16 protein-coding genes are annotated in these 14,395 nt (G+C 67.7%); 2 read left to right on the top strand and 14 right to left on the bottom strand.

The window, feature by feature from the left end:
• Positions 1-567 precede the first annotated feature (567 nt).
• Positions 568-1,830: a UDP-N-acetylglucosamine 1-carboxyvinyltransferase gene (murA, locus tag ACFWQG_RS02790; protein ID WP_378506023.1), complete on the bottom strand. Its 1,263-nt coding sequence runs from the start codon at positions 1,828-1,830 to the stop codon at positions 568-570.
• A gap of 59 nt (positions 1,831-1,889) precedes the next feature.
• On the opposite strand from murA, the gene ACFWQG_RS02785 reads away from it, so the two are divergent.
• Positions 1,890-2,465: a cob(I)yrinic acid a,c-diamide adenosyltransferase gene (locus tag ACFWQG_RS02785; protein WP_378506022.1), complete on the top strand. Its 576-nt coding sequence runs from the start codon at positions 1,890-1,892 to the stop codon at positions 2,463-2,465.
• A gap of 52 nt (positions 2,466-2,517) precedes the next feature.
• Here ACFWQG_RS02785 and ACFWQG_RS02780 read toward each other — a convergent pair whose 3' ends face one another.
• From ACFWQG_RS02780 to prmC, 13 genes are all read right to left on the bottom strand, one after another.
• Positions 2,518-2,964 carry a DUF2550 domain-containing protein gene (locus tag ACFWQG_RS02780; RefSeq protein ID WP_378506021.1) on the bottom strand — a complete coding sequence of 149 codons (447 nt, stop codon included), beginning with the start codon at positions 2,962-2,964 and terminating at the stop codon, positions 2,518-2,520.
• 41 nt (positions 2,965-3,005) lie between these two features.
• Complete coding sequence (locus ACFWQG_RS02775; protein WP_378506020.1) at positions 3,006-3,374, bottom strand: F0F1 ATP synthase subunit epsilon; 369 nt, start codon at positions 3,372-3,374, stop codon at positions 3,006-3,008.
• 6 nt (positions 3,375-3,380) lie between these two features.
• Positions 3,381-4,826: a F0F1 ATP synthase subunit beta gene (atpD, locus tag ACFWQG_RS02770; protein WP_378506019.1), complete on the bottom strand. Its 1,446-nt coding sequence runs from the start codon at positions 4,824-4,826 to the stop codon at positions 3,381-3,383.
• A 6-nt stretch (positions 4,827-4,832) separates the two neighbouring features.
• Positions 4,833-5,804 carry a F0F1 ATP synthase subunit gamma gene (locus ACFWQG_RS02765; RefSeq protein WP_378506018.1) on the bottom strand — a complete coding sequence of 324 codons (972 nt, stop codon included), beginning with the start codon at positions 5,802-5,804 and terminating at the stop codon, positions 4,833-4,835.
• Between the two features lie 47 nt (positions 5,805-5,851).
• The gene (atpA, locus tag ACFWQG_RS02760) at positions 5,852-7,495 is read right to left on the bottom strand and encodes a F0F1 ATP synthase subunit alpha (RefSeq protein ID WP_378506017.1); all 1,644 of its coding nucleotides are present in this window, start codon (positions 7,493-7,495) and stop codon (positions 5,852-5,854) included.
• Positions 7,496-7,573: 78 nt separating this feature from the next.
• Complete coding sequence (locus ACFWQG_RS02755; RefSeq protein ID WP_378506016.1) at positions 7,574-8,398, bottom strand: F0F1 ATP synthase subunit delta; 825 nt, start codon at positions 8,396-8,398, stop codon at positions 7,574-7,576.
• A gap of 5 nt (positions 8,399-8,403) precedes the next feature.
• The gene (locus ACFWQG_RS02750) at positions 8,404-8,958 is read right to left on the bottom strand and encodes a F0F1 ATP synthase subunit B (RefSeq protein WP_378506015.1); all 555 of its coding nucleotides are present in this window, start codon (positions 8,956-8,958) and stop codon (positions 8,404-8,406) included.
• Between the two features lie 7 nt (positions 8,959-8,965).
• On the bottom strand, positions 8,966-9,214 hold the full coding sequence (locus ACFWQG_RS02745) for an ATP synthase F0 subunit C (RefSeq protein ID WP_378506014.1): 249 nt from the start codon (positions 9,212-9,214) through the stop codon (positions 8,966-8,968).
• A gap of 113 nt (positions 9,215-9,327) precedes the next feature.
• Positions 9,328-10,053, bottom strand: a complete 726-nt coding sequence (atpB, locus tag ACFWQG_RS02740) for a F0F1 ATP synthase subunit A (RefSeq protein ID WP_378506013.1) — start codon at positions 10,051-10,053, stop codon at positions 9,328-9,330.
• A gap of 439 nt (positions 10,054-10,492) precedes the next feature.
• Positions 10,493-10,948, bottom strand: a complete 456-nt coding sequence (locus ACFWQG_RS02735) for a hypothetical protein (RefSeq protein WP_378506012.1) — start codon at positions 10,946-10,948, stop codon at positions 10,493-10,495.
• Between the two features lie 46 nt (positions 10,949-10,994).
• The gene (locus ACFWQG_RS02730; RefSeq protein WP_378506011.1) at positions 10,995-12,194 is read right to left on the bottom strand and encodes a glycosyltransferase family 4 protein; all 1,200 of its coding nucleotides are present in this window, start codon (positions 12,192-12,194) and stop codon (positions 10,995-10,997) included.
• A 16-nt stretch (positions 12,195-12,210) separates the two neighbouring features.
• Complete coding sequence (locus tag ACFWQG_RS02725) at positions 12,211-12,873, bottom strand: L-threonylcarbamoyladenylate synthase (protein WP_378506010.1); 663 nt, start codon at positions 12,871-12,873, stop codon at positions 12,211-12,213.
• Between the two features lie 48 nt (positions 12,874-12,921).
• A complete protein-coding gene (gene prmC / locus ACFWQG_RS02720) occupies positions 12,922-13,821 on the bottom strand; it encodes a peptide chain release factor N(5)-glutamine methyltransferase (protein ID WP_378506009.1) in 900 nt (299 codons plus the stop codon).
• A gap of 119 nt (positions 13,822-13,940) precedes the next feature.
• Here prmC and ACFWQG_RS02715 point away from each other — a divergent pair, with 119 nt between their 5' ends.
• The gene (locus ACFWQG_RS02715; RefSeq protein WP_378506008.1) at positions 13,941-14,387 is read left to right on the top strand and encodes a hypothetical protein; all 447 of its coding nucleotides are present in this window, start codon (positions 13,941-13,943) and stop codon (positions 14,385-14,387) included.
• Positions 14,388-14,395 lie beyond the last annotated feature (8 nt).

Raw genomic sequence — 14,395 nt, 5'->3', positions numbered from 1 at the left:
ACTAGCAAAAAAACTCAAACTAGCATTCAAACACTGACCCTCCCCGACGGAAGAAGGAGAGAGCCAGCAATACCCACCCCACACAAATGATGGGGCGGAGTACCAAAAAATTGGCACTGACATTCATCGGCACACTGTTGAGTTCTCAAAGAACACGCACACACCATCAACACCCACCAAGTGGGCCTCTCCGGGGCAACTGTTCCAGCCTAACCCATTCCCCCCACCGGAGCAAACCGGCGAAACAGGAACAATCAAGCAGGCTCGCCAGGCGCCTTCGTCCAACCTCGTTCTCTCACACCCGGTTGGGGCGGAGTCGGTGTCCGTGTCGCTCTGACTCGACAAAAGTTACGTGGCCGTGAACGCCACCGCAAATCCGCTGGTCAACCACCATGACCGGACACAAACACGCAGGTCACCCACCCCGATCATCCCGCAGACACCCGAATCCGACCGATGTGACGCCGGACACCACGACCCGGGTCCGCCCCGACGACGCGAATGGGCGCCGATCCCCCGCACCATGCGAAGGCTCGACGCCCAGTCGTGTCGACCATCGGATCCCGCTCAGTCGGACCCCGGCACCCGCTGGATGTCACCACCGAGCTCGGTGAGGTCCTCGACGAAGCGCGGGTAGCCGCGGTCGATGTGAAAGACGTCGTGGACCTCGGTGGTCCCATCCGCGACCAGTCCCGCGAGGACCAGTCCCGCGCCGGCCCGGATGTCCGATGACCACACCGGCGCACTCGACAACTGCGGGATGCCCCGGACGACGGCGTGATGACCGTCGGTGCGGGCGTCGGCACCGAGCCGAATCATCTCCTCGACGAACCGGAACCGTGCCTCGAACACGTTCTCGGTAATCATCGACGTGCCATCCGCGACGGCGGCCAGGCCGATCGCCATCGGCTGCAGATCTGTCGGGAACCCCGGAAACGGCAGAGTGGCGAAGTTGACCGCATGGGGACGTTCCGCCTGAACCACCCGAAATCCATCGGCCTCGACGGTGACCTGTGCCCCCGCGGCCCTCAGCTTGTCGAGGACCAACGCCAGGTGCCGCGGGTTCACACCGCGCACCCGGACGTCGCCGCGGGTCATTGCCGCGGCGATGCCCCAGGTTGCGGCGACGATCCGGTCGCCGATCACGCGGTGGGTCGTCGGGCGGAGCGACGGGACACCCTGGATCGTCAGGGTCGACGTCCCTGCTCCCTCGATCTGCGCGCCCATCCGGCCGAGCATGTTGCACAGGTCGACGATGTCGGGTTCACGTGCCGCGTTGTCGATGACCGTCTCGCCCTTCGCCAGGACCGCCGCCATCAGGATGTTCTCGGTTGCGCCGACCGACGGGAAGGCAAGGCGAATGTGCGCGCCGTGCAGATCTTCGGCCTCCGCGACCACGCATCCGTGCTGGATTTCGCTGGTGGCACCGAGTAGTCGGAGCCCCGACTGATGCATATCCAGCGGCCGCGACCCGATCGCGTCCCCGCCCGGCAACGCAACAACCGCCCTGCGGCACCGGGCAACCAGCGGCCCGAGCACGCAGACCGACGCCCGGAACTGGGTGACCGCGGGAAAGTCCGCGTGGTACTTGGGTTCGGAGGGCGTGGTGATCCGCGCCTCGTCGCCGTCAAGCACGACGTCGCAGCCGAGGCCGCGCAACACCTCGGCCATCAACGGCACGTCGAGGATGTCCGGGCAGTTGGTGATCGTGGTGGTGCCCTCCGCCAACAGCGCAGCCGCCATCAACTTCAGGACGCTGTTCTTCGCGCCGCTGACGGAGACTTCTCCCGACAACCTATTGCCGCCGGTGACCAGAAAGCGTTCACTCACAGTCGCACAGCCTAACCAGGCCGCGCCGACATCCCGACGAGGCGCGGTACCGTGACCGCATGGCAGTCCACCTGACCCGCATCTATACCCGCACCGGAGACGACGGGACCACCGGTCTGAGTGACTTCTCCCGGGTGTCGAAGAACGATCCGCGCCTGGTCGCCTACGCGGACTGCGACGAGGCGAACGCCGCACTGGGCGTCGCGCTGGCGGTCGGTGCACCCGACGAGCGGATCGCCGGGGTCCTCCGGGAGATCCAGAACGATCTGTTCGATGCGGGCGCCGACCTGTCCACCCCGGTGGTCGCGGATCCGAAGTACCCGCCGCTGCGCGTCACCGCGGGCTACATCGAGCGACTCGAGGGCTGGTGCGACGAGTTCAACGAAGAACTCGAGTCGCTGAACTCGTTCATCCTGCCGGGTGGCACCCCGCTGGCCGCGCACCTGCACGTCGCACGCACCGTGGTCCGGCGGGCCGAACGGGCGGCGTGGGCTGCCGTCGACGCCGCCCCCGACGGCACCAGCGTCCTGCCCGCGAAGTACCTCAATCGCCTGTCCGATCTGCTGTTCATCCTCGGCCGGATCGCCAATCCCGGCGGGGACGTCCTGTGGAAGCCGGGCGCAGGACGAGCCTGACACCGGAAACACGTGAACCCCGACCGGTACCGGTCGGGGTTCACGTGTCTGGTCAGTCGATCGATCCCGGCGGCCTGCCCCGGACGGAACGCCCATGCGGGCGGGACTCCACCCAGGACAGGAAGGCCGTCAGGGCGCCGCGGTCCAACGCGAACTCGAACGCCCGGTCCGCATCGTGCACTGCCACGATGACGATGTCGTCGGTCATGATGTCGAACTCGGTGTCCCGGGGCGAGCGCCGCTCCCCGATGTCGATGCCTTGCCTGGCGATCCGCGAGTCCGGGCCCGGCCGCAGACTCGACAGTTTGAAGAACACCAGGGACTCCTCGCCGTAGCGAATGATCCCGTGCCGCCATCCGATGCCGTCGCCTGCGGGCATCGTCCGCAGGATCACGGCGGTGCCACCGCGGCGGAGCACCGCCAGCCGATATACGAAAGCCGCGACGAGGGCCGCGAGCAGCACAACCAGAATGAAGAGAACGATCACTCCGGTGCTCACTACTCGTCGGCCTACCCGTCGCGGCTTGTCGTGACTACTTGTCAGGCCCGCTCGACAGCGCGGAGCTGGCCCTTGGCGACAGCGAGCGCCTCGTCGGACGCGGTGCTGTCGGCGAGGACGGCCTTCGCGGCGTCGACGTCGACGTCGCCGGAGAAGTCCGCGGACTCCGCCAGGATCGTCACCGTCTTGCCGGTCACCGAGAGGAAGCCACCGTGCACCGCGGCGACGAGACGCTCGCCGCCCGCGGTGGTGATGGCAACGGTCCCGGCCTCGACCAGCTGGCCGAGGACCGGCTCGTGGCCGTACATGATGCCGATCTCGCCCTCGGTGGTCTGGGCGCTGACGAGAGTCGCCTGCCCCGACCACAGCCGCCGCTCGACGGCGACGAGCTCAACGGTCATCTCAGCCATCGTCGACTACTTTCCGGCGATCTTGGCGGCAGCGGCCTCGACGTCGTCGAGTCCACCGCAGCTGTTGAACGCCTGCTCGGGCAGGTGGTCGAACTCGCCCTTGCAGACGCGGTCGAACGCCTCGATGGTGTCGCGCAGCGGCACGACCGAGCCGGCCTCACCGGTGAACTTCTCGGCAACGATGAAGTTCTGGCCGAGGAACTTCTGCAGACGCCGGGCACGGCCGACGAGGACCTTGTCCTCTTCCTGCAGCTCGTCCATACCGAGGATGGCGATGATGTCCTGCAGCTCCTTGTACTTCTGCAGGATCCGCTTGACCTCGTTCGCAACCCGGAAGTGCTCGGCACCGACGATGCCGGGCTCCAGGATGCGCGAGGTCGACGTCAGCGGGTCCACAGCGGGGTAGATACCCATCTGCGAAATCGGACGCGAGAGCTCGGTGGTCGCATCGAGGTGCGCGAACGTGGTGGCCGGCGCCGGGTCGGTGTAGTCGTCGGCGGGGACGTAGATCGCCTGCAGCGAGGTGATCGAGCGGCCACGGGTCGAGGTGATGCGCTCCTGGAGCTCACCCATCTCGTCCGCCAGCGTCGGCTGGTAACCCACGGCCGACGGCATGCGACCCAGCAGGGTCGAGACCTCGGAACCGGCCTGGGTGAACCGGAAGATGTTGTCGATGAACAGCAGCACGTCCTGGCCCTGGACATCGCGGAAGTACTCCGCCATGGTCAGCGCGGACAGGGCGACGCGCATACGCGTTCCCGGCGGCTCGTCCATCTGGCCGAAGACAAGGGCGGTGTCCTGGAGGACGCCCATCTCTTCCATCTCAAGGTGCAGGTCGGTGCCCTCACGGGTGCGCTCACCGACGCCTGCGAACACCGAGGTTCCGGAGAACTCGCGGGCGATACGGGTGATCATCTCCTGGATCAGAACGGTCTTGCCGACGCCGGCGCCACCGAACAGACCGATCTTGCCGCCCTTGACGTACGGGGTCAGCAGGTCGATGACCTTGATGCCGGTCTCGAGGATCTCGGTCTTGCCCTCGAGCTGATCGAAGGCGGGGGGCTTGCGGTGGATGCCCCACTGCTCACCGTCGCGGCCGGTGCCCGGCGCGTCGAGGCAGTCGCCGAGGGCGTTGAACACGTGGCCCTTGACGACGTCACCGACGGGAACCGAGATCGGGCGACCCGAGTCGACGACAGCGGCGCCACGGACCAGGCCGTCGGTCGGCTGCATCGAAATGGTGCGCACCAGGTTGTCGCCGAGGTGCTGCGCGACCTCGAGGGTCAGCGTCTTCGCGACGGACGGGAGGGTGACCTCCGCGTTCAGCGCGTTGAACAGGGCGGGGACGGCGCCGCGCGGGAACTCAACGTCCACAACGGGACCGATGACCCGCACGACCCGGCCGGCGGTTGCCGTGCCGTTCGCGTTGGTTTGGGCTACTGCTGCGGTCATGTGCTCTTAGTCACTTCCTGCGCTCGAGGCGAGCGCATTCGCGCCACCGACGATCTCGCTGATTTCCTGGGTGATCTGTGCCTGGCGCACCTGGTTGGCCTCGCGGCTCAGGGTGTTCACCAGCTCGTTCGCGTTGTCGGTTGCCGCCTTCATGGCGGTACGACGTGCGGCCGACTCCGACGCTGCCGCATCGAGCAGCGACGAGTAGATGCGGGTGTTGATGTACTTCGGGAGGAGGGCGGACAGCAGCGTCCCGGCCTCCGGCTCGAAGTCGTACTGAGCCGTCGGCGCAGCACCGTTCGAGTCGGAGAGCATGTCGTCCCCGAGCTCGAAGTTTTCGTCCTGGTAGCTGATCTCCAGGGGCGCCATCCGGCGCACCTCGGGCGCCTGCGTCAGCATCGACACGAACTTCGTGTAGACGATGTGCAGTTCGTCGACGCCCTCGATCGTGCCCTCACCGTTGTGGGCCGGGATGCTGGTCCCCGACCCCGCCATGAACAGCTCCACGAGGTGCCTGCTGGCCCGTGCCGCGTCGGCGTAGCCCGGGTCCTGGGAGAACCCGGTCCAGGCGCCCTTCACGTCGCGGTCGCGGAAGGTGTAGTAGGTCAGGCCCTTCGTGCCGAGCACGTAGAGCACCGGCTCCTTGCCCTCGCTGCGCAGCAGCGCGAACAGCTCCTCGGCCTCCTTGAGGACGTTGGAGTTGTAGCCGCCGCACATGCCGCGGTCGCTGGTGACCACCAGCACGGCCGCACGCTTCGGGTTGGCACGCTCGTTGAGCAGCGGGTGATCGAGCGATCCCGAGGCACTCGCCAGCGCGGAGAGCACCTTGGTGATCTCCTCGGCGTACGGCTTGGAGGCCGCGACCCGAATCTGCGCCTTGGTGATGCGGGAGGTGGCGATCAGCTCCTGCGCCTTGGTGATCTTCTTGGTCGAGTTGACCGACTTGATGCGGGAGCGCAATTCGCGCAAGTTCGCCATCTACTCAGTCCCTCCTTCCCAATTAGTGTCCGTCACGGCCGTCGCCCTCACTTGGTGACGTGCTTGCGGGTGACGGAAACCTGCTCCTGGCTGACCTCGTCGGCGCCAAGCGCGGACGCCTCGGCCTCGTTGACGACGCGGCTGCCGTCGGACGCGAGGAAGCCCTGCTTGAACTTGTCGGTCGCGGCGGTCAGCGCCTCGATCGAGCTGTCGTCGAGCGCCTTGCCGCCCGCGATCTGCTCGTACACGCCAGCGGCGTTGCGGTGCAGATCCTCGAGCAGCTCGGACTCGAAGCGGCGGACGTCGCCGACCGGCACCGAGTCGAACACGCCCTCACCGGCAAGGTAGATCGAGACGATCTGATCCTCGACGGCAATCGGGCTGTACTGGTCCTGCTTGAGCAGCTCGACCAGACGCTGGCCGCGCTCGAGCTGGGCCTTCGAGGCATCGTCCAGGTCGGACGCGAAGGCGGAGAACGCCTCGAGCTCACGGAACTGGGCCAGCTCCAGACGCAGCGAGCCGGACACCTTCTTCATGCCCTTGGTCTGGGCGGCGCCACCGACGCGGGACACCGAGATGCCGACGTTGATCGCGGGGCGGATGCCCTTGTTGAACAGGTCAGACTCGAGGAAGACCTGACCGTCGGTGATCGAGATGACGTTCGTCGGGATGTAGGCCGAGACGTCGTTGGCCTTGGTCTCGATGATCGGCAGGGCCGTCAGCGAGCCGCCGCCGAGCGCGTCGGACAGCTTCGCCGAACGCTCCAGCAGGCGGGAGTGCAGGTAGAACACGTCGCCGGGGTAGGCCTCGCGTCCCGGCGGGCGACGCAGCAGCAGCGAGATGGCGCGGTACGCCTCGGCCTGCTTGGTCAGGTCGTCGAACACGACGAGGACGTGCTTGCCCTGGTACATCCAGTGCTGGCCGATGGCCGAGCCGGTGTACGGGGCCAGCCACTTGAAGCCGGCGGAGTCGGAGGCCGGGGCGGCGACGATGGTGGTGTACTCCATCGCACCGTTCTCCTCCAGCGCCTGCTTCACGCCTGCGATGGTGGAGCCCTTCTGGCCGATCGCGACGTAGATGCAGCGGACCTGCTGCTTCGGGTCGCCAGTCGCCCAGTTGGCCTTCTGGTTCAGGATCGCGTCGATGCAGACCGCGGTCTTGCCGGTCTTGCGGTCACCGATGACGAGCTGACGCTGGCCGCGGCCGATCGGGGTCATCGCGTCGATGGCCTTGATGCCGGTCTGCAGCGGCTCCTCGACCGGCTGGCGCTCGAGCACCGTTGCCGCCTGCAGCTCCAGGGCGCGGTTCTCGGTCGACTCGATCTCGCCGAGGCCGTCGATCGGCTGGCCGAGCGGGTTCACGACGCGACCAAGGAAGGCGTCGCCGACGGGAACGGAGAGGACGTCGCCGGTCCGCTTGACCTGCTGTCCCTCCTCCAGGTCCTGGAAGTCACCAAGGACGACGGCACCGATCTCGGTGGCGTCCAGGTTCAGCGCCACACCGAGGACGCCGCCGGGGAACTCCAGCAGTTCGTTGGCCATCGCCGACGGCAGGCCGGTGACGTGCGCAATGCCGTCGCTGGTGTCGGACACCGTGCCGACCTCCTCACGGGAGGCCTCCGGGGAGTAGCTCGCGGTGTAGTTCTCGATCGCGCTACGGATCTCGTCGGAGGAGATCGTCAGCTCCGCCATGTTCTTCCTGCTCTCGGTATCTGGTCTCGAAAATGGTTCGGGAGGGTGGGTGCTGCGGGCCGCAGCGGTGGACGCCGGCTACTTGAGGTTCTTGCGAAGCGACGCGAGTCGTCCCGCGGCACTGCCGTCGATGACCTCGTCACCCACGCGGACCACGAGTCCACCGAGGAGTTCGGGGTCGACCTCCACGTGCACGGTGACCGGCTTCCCGTAGGTCCGGGTCAGCGTCTCGGCGAGCCGCTGAGCCTGCGCGTCCGACAGCGGGGTGGCGCTGCGCACGTGGGCGACCGCCTTATCGCGTCGGGCCGCGGCCAGCTCGGACAGCTCGTTGAACGCATCTGCCGGTGCCGACTGCAGCCGACCGACCGCCTGACCAGCCAACGCCTCGGTGACCGCCGTGACCTTGCCGTACAGCAGCGTGGACAGCAGCTTCCGCTTCGCCGCCGCGGGCTGGGCACGATCGGACAGGTTCTGCTCGAGGTCGGCGTTGCCTGCCACGATGCGTCCGAGCCGGAACAGCTCGTCCTCGACGGTGTCGAGCTGGTTCTGGTCGTCGGCTGCGCGCAGCAGCGACTCCCGGCCGAGCTGGACCAGCGAGTTGCGCAGGTCCGCGGAGGTCGACCAGTCCTGGCCAGCTGCCGCCTTCAGCGTCGCCAGCGTCTCGGCGGACACCTTGCCCGAGAACACCTGCTCGGCGAGCGCCTGCCGGACGGCCGCGGGGGCCGACGGATCGGCCAGCGCGGCGCGGAGGGTGCGCTGGCCGTCGAGGACCTCGACCGCCGTGAACAGCTCCGCGCCGGTCTGTGCCGCAGCCGCGGTCGCCGCGCCGGCCGAAACCCCGGCCAACGCTGATTCCAGGGCGCTCCTCGTCTGAGTCAGCGCCTCACGGCTTGCTGCGTACATGGTGCTCACTTTCCGTTCGCGGAGCTGACGGCGTCCAGTTCGCTGAGGAAACGGTCGATGGTGCCTGCCCGCTTCACGTCGTCGGCGAGGGTCTCACCGATGACCTTCTCGGCGAGGTCGACCGCGGTACGGCCGAGATCACTGCGCAGTTCCGCAACGATCTGCTGACGCTGAGCGGTGAGCTGGCTGTTGCCCGCGGCAACGATGCGGTCGCTCTCCTCCTGCGCCTGCACCTTCATCTCGGCGATGATCTGCTGGCCCTGGGTGCGGGCGTCCTCGCGGATCGCCGCGGCCTCGGTGCGCGCGTCGGCCAGCTGAGCGCGGTACTGCTCGAGCGCAGCCTTCGCCTCCGACTGGGCCTCCTCGGCACGCTTGATGCCGCCCTCGATCTGGTCGGTACGGTCGGCCAGCACCTGCTGGAACTTCGGGAGGATGAACTTCCAGAAGACGACGCCGATGACGGCGACACAGACCAGCGACCAGACGATGTCATAGGTCGCGGGGAGCAGAGGATTGATGTCCTCGCCCTCCGCGGCCGCGATCACTGCAATGTTCGTCATGGCGTGATCAGAAAATGAAGCCGGCGACGAGGCCGATCAGCGCCAGGGCCTCGGTGAACGCGATACCGAGGAACATGTTGGTACGGATCTGGCCGGCCAGCTCGGGCTGACGGGCGATGCCCTCGATGGCCTTGCCGACGACGATGCCCACGCCGATGCCGGGGCCGATGGCGGCGAGGCCGTAACCGATGGCGCCGAAGCCCTCACCGGTGGTGGTGGTCGTAACGGCTTCCTGTGCCAGGTACGCGAGGCTCATTGGTTTTCCGTTCCCTTTCTGTTGCCCGACGCCGGGTTCGGCGAAGGGTCAGTTTGTGTGGTGTGTCAGGCAGTCAGTGCAGGCCTGAGCGGAGATCCGTGCGGATCGTCCGGTCAGTGCGAGTCGGCGTGCAACGCCAGGTCGATGTACACGGCGGTCAGCAGGGCGAACACGTACGCCTGCAGGAAGATCACCAGCATCTCGAAGAGGGTGAAGCCGAACCCGGCTGCCAGCGAGAAGATGCCGAACACCTTCATTCCCGCGGCTGCCTCGAAGAAGAAGAACTGGGTGGCGCTGAAGAACAGCACGAGCATGATGTGGCCGGCGAGCATGTTGGCCATGAGTCGCACGGTCAGCGTGAACGGCCGCAGGATGAAGGTCGAGATGAACTCGATCGGAATCAGCAGCACGTGCAGCGCGATCGGGACGTTCGGGACGACGATGGACGACTTCACGTACTTGAAGAAGCCGTACTTCTTGATGCCGACGTAGTTGAACACCACGTACGCGAGCGCGGCCAGGACGATCGGCATGCCGACCCGGGCGTTCGACGAGATGTTCAGGAACGGGATGACACTCGACGCGTTCAGGAACAGGACCGTGAAGAAGATCGTGACCAGGACGGGCAGGAAGCGCTTGCCCTGTTCCTTACCGAGCACCTCGTCGGCGATCTGCTCCTTGACGAAGTTCAGGCCGATCTCGGCCACGTTCTGCACGCCGCGAGGGATGAGCTTCGGGCTGCGCATCGCGTACGCGAAGAACGCGAGCAGGACGACCGACATCAGGATGCGGATCAGCATCAGTCGGTCGAGCTCGAACGGGGTGCCCTCGAACAGCACAGCGGGAGGGAAGAAGTCGGTTAGTGACGGCGGATGGAATTCCGCGGCCAAGGTGGTGACGCTCAGCGGTCTCTCCCGTTGTCGTGGCCGCAGGCGGCATCGCCTGCGGTTCGATCGGACATTGACGAACTAACAAGTCGACAAGGTCGGCTCGCGTGTTCGTCAGCCGCTGAGGTCCACGCGCATCCATGGATGTCGCTGGTCCTGCGTCTGTCGGTGTCGGCGACTGTCGTCGACTCGGCGGCCCCACCACGTGCGGATCCGGTCGACTAGACCGATTCCGAACACACTCGAACGGAGTCACCTGTGCGGCTGCCAGCCGACGCTGTTTCGTCTGATTCGCGTCGTTCCAGCACTCGCGTGGGGTCGACCCTATCAACACTTCTACGACGTTGTGTGGACGGGGGTCGATCAAACCGGTCAACTACTGGCCGTAGTACTACTTTCCGTCGGACTCCGCGTCGCCCGGATCGGGGCTGTCGACGTACGGAACCTTCACCCGCAGCAATCCGTACGTCTCGGCGCCGAGCACGATCACGAGCGCCAACACCATGACGATGACCAGTGCACCCTTGCTGTAGAAGTCCATCCCCTTCAACAGCCCCAGCACCAGGATCGCCAGGATCATCTTCAGCAGCCAACTGCCGAGCAGGATCAATCCCGACGTCGCGGGCGGCATCTTCTCGGTGAACAGCACGGCCAGCGCGGTGCAGAGGATGAACCCGCCGCCGACCGCGACCCCGATCAGCGCACCCCACAGCCCGGGCAGGCCCGCGACCAGCGCGGCCACCACGGACCCGAGGACCGCGAGGGCGACCAGCCCCGCCAGTCCCCAGCGCACCGCGGCGCGAAGCGGTGCGGACGGATCGGGCAGGGGTTCCGGAGAGAAGCTCACAGCGGTCCAGGGTAGCGGGCGCCCGCGCGCCTCCCCCGCAGCACCGTCAGCCGGCGCCGCCGTCGCGATCACGCACCCGCTGCACCCGCAGCGACGGCACCGCGGTCACCACCAGGGCGAAGACCAACCCCCCCGCGACGAGCAACACCACGATCCGCCGGTCGAACAGGGCCGAGCCGACCGCACCGAAGGCCAGCACCCCGACCCACAAGTAGATCAACAGGACCACACGCCGATGCGAGTGGCCGATCTGCAGCAGCCGATGATGCAGGTGCATCTTGTCCGGGGCGAACGGGCTGCGGCCCGCCATCGTGCGGCGGACCACCGCGAGCAGCAGGTCCAGGATCGGAATGAACATCACCGCACCGACCAGCAGCAGCGGCGAGAGCAGGCCGAGCATGTCGCGGGATCCGTACGCGTTCAGCGGGATCCGCCCCGAGGCGCTGGTGGCGATCGCGGCGAGCATCAGACCGATCAGCATCGACCCGGAGTCGCCCATGAAGATCCGGGCGGGCTGAAAGTTGTGCGGCAGGAAGCCGAGGCAGGCGCCGGCCAGGGCTGCCGCCATCATCGCGGGCGGGTAGGCGCTCACGTCACCGCCCTGTTCGTGCAGCAGCCCGACGGAGAACACGCAGATCGCCACCGACGCGATCAGCCCGAGACCCGCGGCAAGGCCGTCGAGGCCGTCAACGAAGTTCATCGCGTTGATCATCACGACCGCGACCAGCGCGGTGAACAGCCCGCCCTGCAACTGGTCGAGGACGACGGTGTTCACCCCGCCGAACGGGACGTAGAGCACCAGCCAACTGACGCCCATCACGACCATCACGCCCGCGGCGGTGACCTGGCCGACGAACTTGGTGAGCGCGTCGAGGCCCCAGCGGTCGTCGACGAACCCGACCGCGACGATCACCGTCGCCGAGACCAGGGCCGCGGGGATGTCCTTGGTGTTGTATTCGAATCCGCGCATCAGCGCAGGAAGTTGCTGCGCGAACAGCAGGGCGGCGACGAACCCGAAATAGATGCCGAGGCCGCCGAGCCGCGGTGTCGGCGTGACGTGCACGTCCCGGTCGCGGGGCACCGCGACCGCACCGAACCTGAGCGCGAACAGGCGCACCGCCCCGGTCGCAAGAAACGTGACGACCGCGGCGGTGAACAGCACCAGCAGCAGTTCCCGCAGCGGCACCCCGGCGCCGCGGGTCGCCTGGCCGTCTGCGAGCAGGAGCGTGGCGTCGACTGCGGTCACTGTGCCGTGCTCACCCTCACGCCCCGCCCCCGAGCAGACTCTCGACCGTCACGCCGAGCACCTCGGCGATCTCCGGCGTCGGCACCGCACCCTCACGCAGGATGCGCGGGACGTCGGAGGTCAGGTCGACGATCGTCGAGGCGAGCGCGTGCTCGGCAGGCCCGCCGTCGAGGTACACGCCGACACCGCCGCCGAGCTGATCCCGCGCCTCCGCCACGGTCGTCGCTGGCGGCTGCCCGGAAATGTTCGCGCTCGACACCGCCAGCGGGCCGACCTCCCGGAGCAGTTCCAGGGCGACCGGGTGCAGCGGCATCCGCAGCATCACCGTCCCCCGCGTGTCCCCCAGATCCCACGCCAGCGAGGGCGCCTGCTGGACAACGAGACTCAGCCCGCCGGGCCAGAAGGCCCGGATCAGTTCGCGGGCCTCGGGGCGCACCGCGAACACCAGACCGTCGATGGTGTTCCAGGAACCGACAAGGACCGGCACCGGCATGTCCCGGCCACGCCCCTTGGCCCGGAGCAGGCTCGCGACGGCGTCGCTGTCGAAGGCGTCGGCGGCCAGCCCGTACACCGTGTCGGTGGGGACGACCACCAGCCGACCGGCCTTGAGTGCATTGCCGGCCGCCCTGATTCCGGCCTCGCGCGTGTCGGGTTGCCCGCAGTCGTAGACGATGCTCACCTGTTCATCCTTTCACCGGCCAAACGGACCGCTGTCGCCACCACCCTCTCAGGGTCGTCGCGCTGCCTCCGCCGCCGTCGCGACACGCCGGGCCACCACGAACCGCGGCTTGCCCGCGAGGTCGTCGTGCTCGGCAACCTCCCCGAACACCCGCCGCTCCCGCAACAGCGCGGCCACCTGGCCGCCATTGCTGTCATCGTGCTCAATCGCCAGGGCACCGCCGATCCGCAACCATCGGGCGATGTTCGCGACCATCGGCGTGATCACCGACAACCCGTCCGACCCGCCGAAGAGCGCCGAGTGCGGATCGTGCTCGGCGACCTCCACGTCGAGCGGGGCCCCCTCGGGGATGTACGGCGGGTTCGACACGATCAGGTCGACACCGCCCTCCAGGTCCGGAAGCAGGGTTCGTACGGTCACGTCGCCCTGATGCAGCACGATCGGCGTGTCCCCCCGCGCACTCCGCGCGTCGGCGTTCCGGCGCGCCCAAGCGAGGGCCTTCGACTCCAGTTCGACGGCGTGCACCACCGCGTCGGGACGCGCGTGCGCGATCGCCAACGCCAGGGCCCCGGATCCGGTGCACAGGTCGAGCACGACCGGGGGCCGGGTCGGGGTCGACTCGAGCACCGCAAGCGCCCACGCGAGCAGCAGTTCGGTCTCCGGGCGGGGCACGAACACGCCCTGCCCGACCGCGAGGTCTATTTCTCCCATGGAGGCGATACCGGTGATGTGCTGCAACGGAATTCGCTTGGCCCGCTGCGCGACCAGGTCGCGATAGGTCGCGATGACGTCGGGGTCGACGAGCGGCACCAGGCCGAGGCGTCCACGTTCGACGCCGACCACGTGCGCGGCGAGGAGCTCCGCGTCCGTCCGCGGGCTGGGCACACCGGCGTCCTCGAGGGCTCTGGTGGCGTCGAGGATGGCCAGGCGCAACGGTTGTCGGGTCACGGGTTCAGCCTGCCATGACCATCACGAAGCGGGCACGGAACGGTCACGCACGCTCCCCTGGACCCGGAATGTCCGGATACGTTCGGAGGGTCGGGACAAGGCAACCGGAAGGAATCCTCATGCTGCACTCACGGTTCACGGTCCGCGCGGCGGCGGTGGCGGCACTCGGCGGGGCGGTCGTGGTCGGCGCACCCGCACTCGCGATCGCGGCACCGATCGACGTCCAGCCGACGCCGCTCGGCTGCCAGGGCGGCGTCGCAACGGTCCAGTCGCTCACCCACACGGACAACGACGGGATCGAACCCGACGACCTGCTGTTCGTCGTGAACGAGCAGGGCAGGTCGGGGCCCGACGTTAACTGGATCAACATCACCACCGGCGAGACCGGCGCGGCCCGGATGACGCCGACCGAGGAGATCCTCAACGCACCGGCGGTGCTGGTCGAACCGGAGGGCGGCGTCGTGCTGTCCGCGGTGTGGGGGCCCTACGAGAACGCCACGGGCGAGAACTGCTTCCTGCTGCCGGGGGTCGACGTCACCGAACTGGCCGGGGAACCCGACGACTGACCGGAGGC

Source organism: Rhodococcus sp. NPDC058532, from assembly GCF_042719255.1.
Lineage (GTDB): Bacteria > Actinomycetota > Actinomycetes > Mycobacteriales > Mycobacteriaceae > Rhodococcus_G.
This window is presented reverse-complemented; position numbering and strand designations above follow the sequence as displayed.

Bases quoted from the DNA above. Each gene is read 5' to 3' on its own strand.
- ACFWQG_RS02785 (WP_378506022.1), top strand. From the start codon at position 1,890: ATGGCAGTCCACCTGACCCGCATCTATACCCGCACCGGAGACGACGGG.
- ACFWQG_RS02775 (WP_378506020.1), bottom strand. From the start codon at position 3,374: ATGGCTGAGATGACCGTTGAGCTCGTCGCCGTCGAGCGGCGGCTGTGG.
- atpD (WP_378506019.1), bottom strand. From the start codon at position 4,826: ATGACCGCAGCAGTAGCCCAAACCAACGCGAACGGCACGGCAACCGCC.
- ACFWQG_RS02765 (WP_378506018.1), bottom strand. From the start codon at position 5,804: ATGGCGAACTTGCGCGAATTGCGCTCCCGCATCAAGTCGGTCAACTCG.
- atpA (WP_378506017.1), bottom strand. From the start codon at position 7,495: ATGGCGGAGCTGACGATCTCCTCCGACGAGATCCGTAGCGCGATCGAG.
- ACFWQG_RS02755 (WP_378506016.1), bottom strand. From the start codon at position 8,398: ATGTACGCAGCAAGCCGTGAGGCGCTGACTCAGACGAGGAGCGCCCTG.
- ACFWQG_RS02750 (WP_378506015.1), bottom strand. From the start codon at position 8,958: ATGACGAACATTGCAGTGATCGCGGCCGCGGAGGGCGAGGACATCAAT.
- ACFWQG_RS02745 (WP_378506014.1), bottom strand. From the start codon at position 9,214: ATGAGCCTCGCGTACCTGGCACAGGAAGCCGTTACGACCACCACCACC.
- ACFWQG_RS02715 (WP_378506008.1), top strand. From the start codon at position 13,941: ATGCTGCACTCACGGTTCACGGTCCGCGCGGCGGCGGTGGCGGCACTC.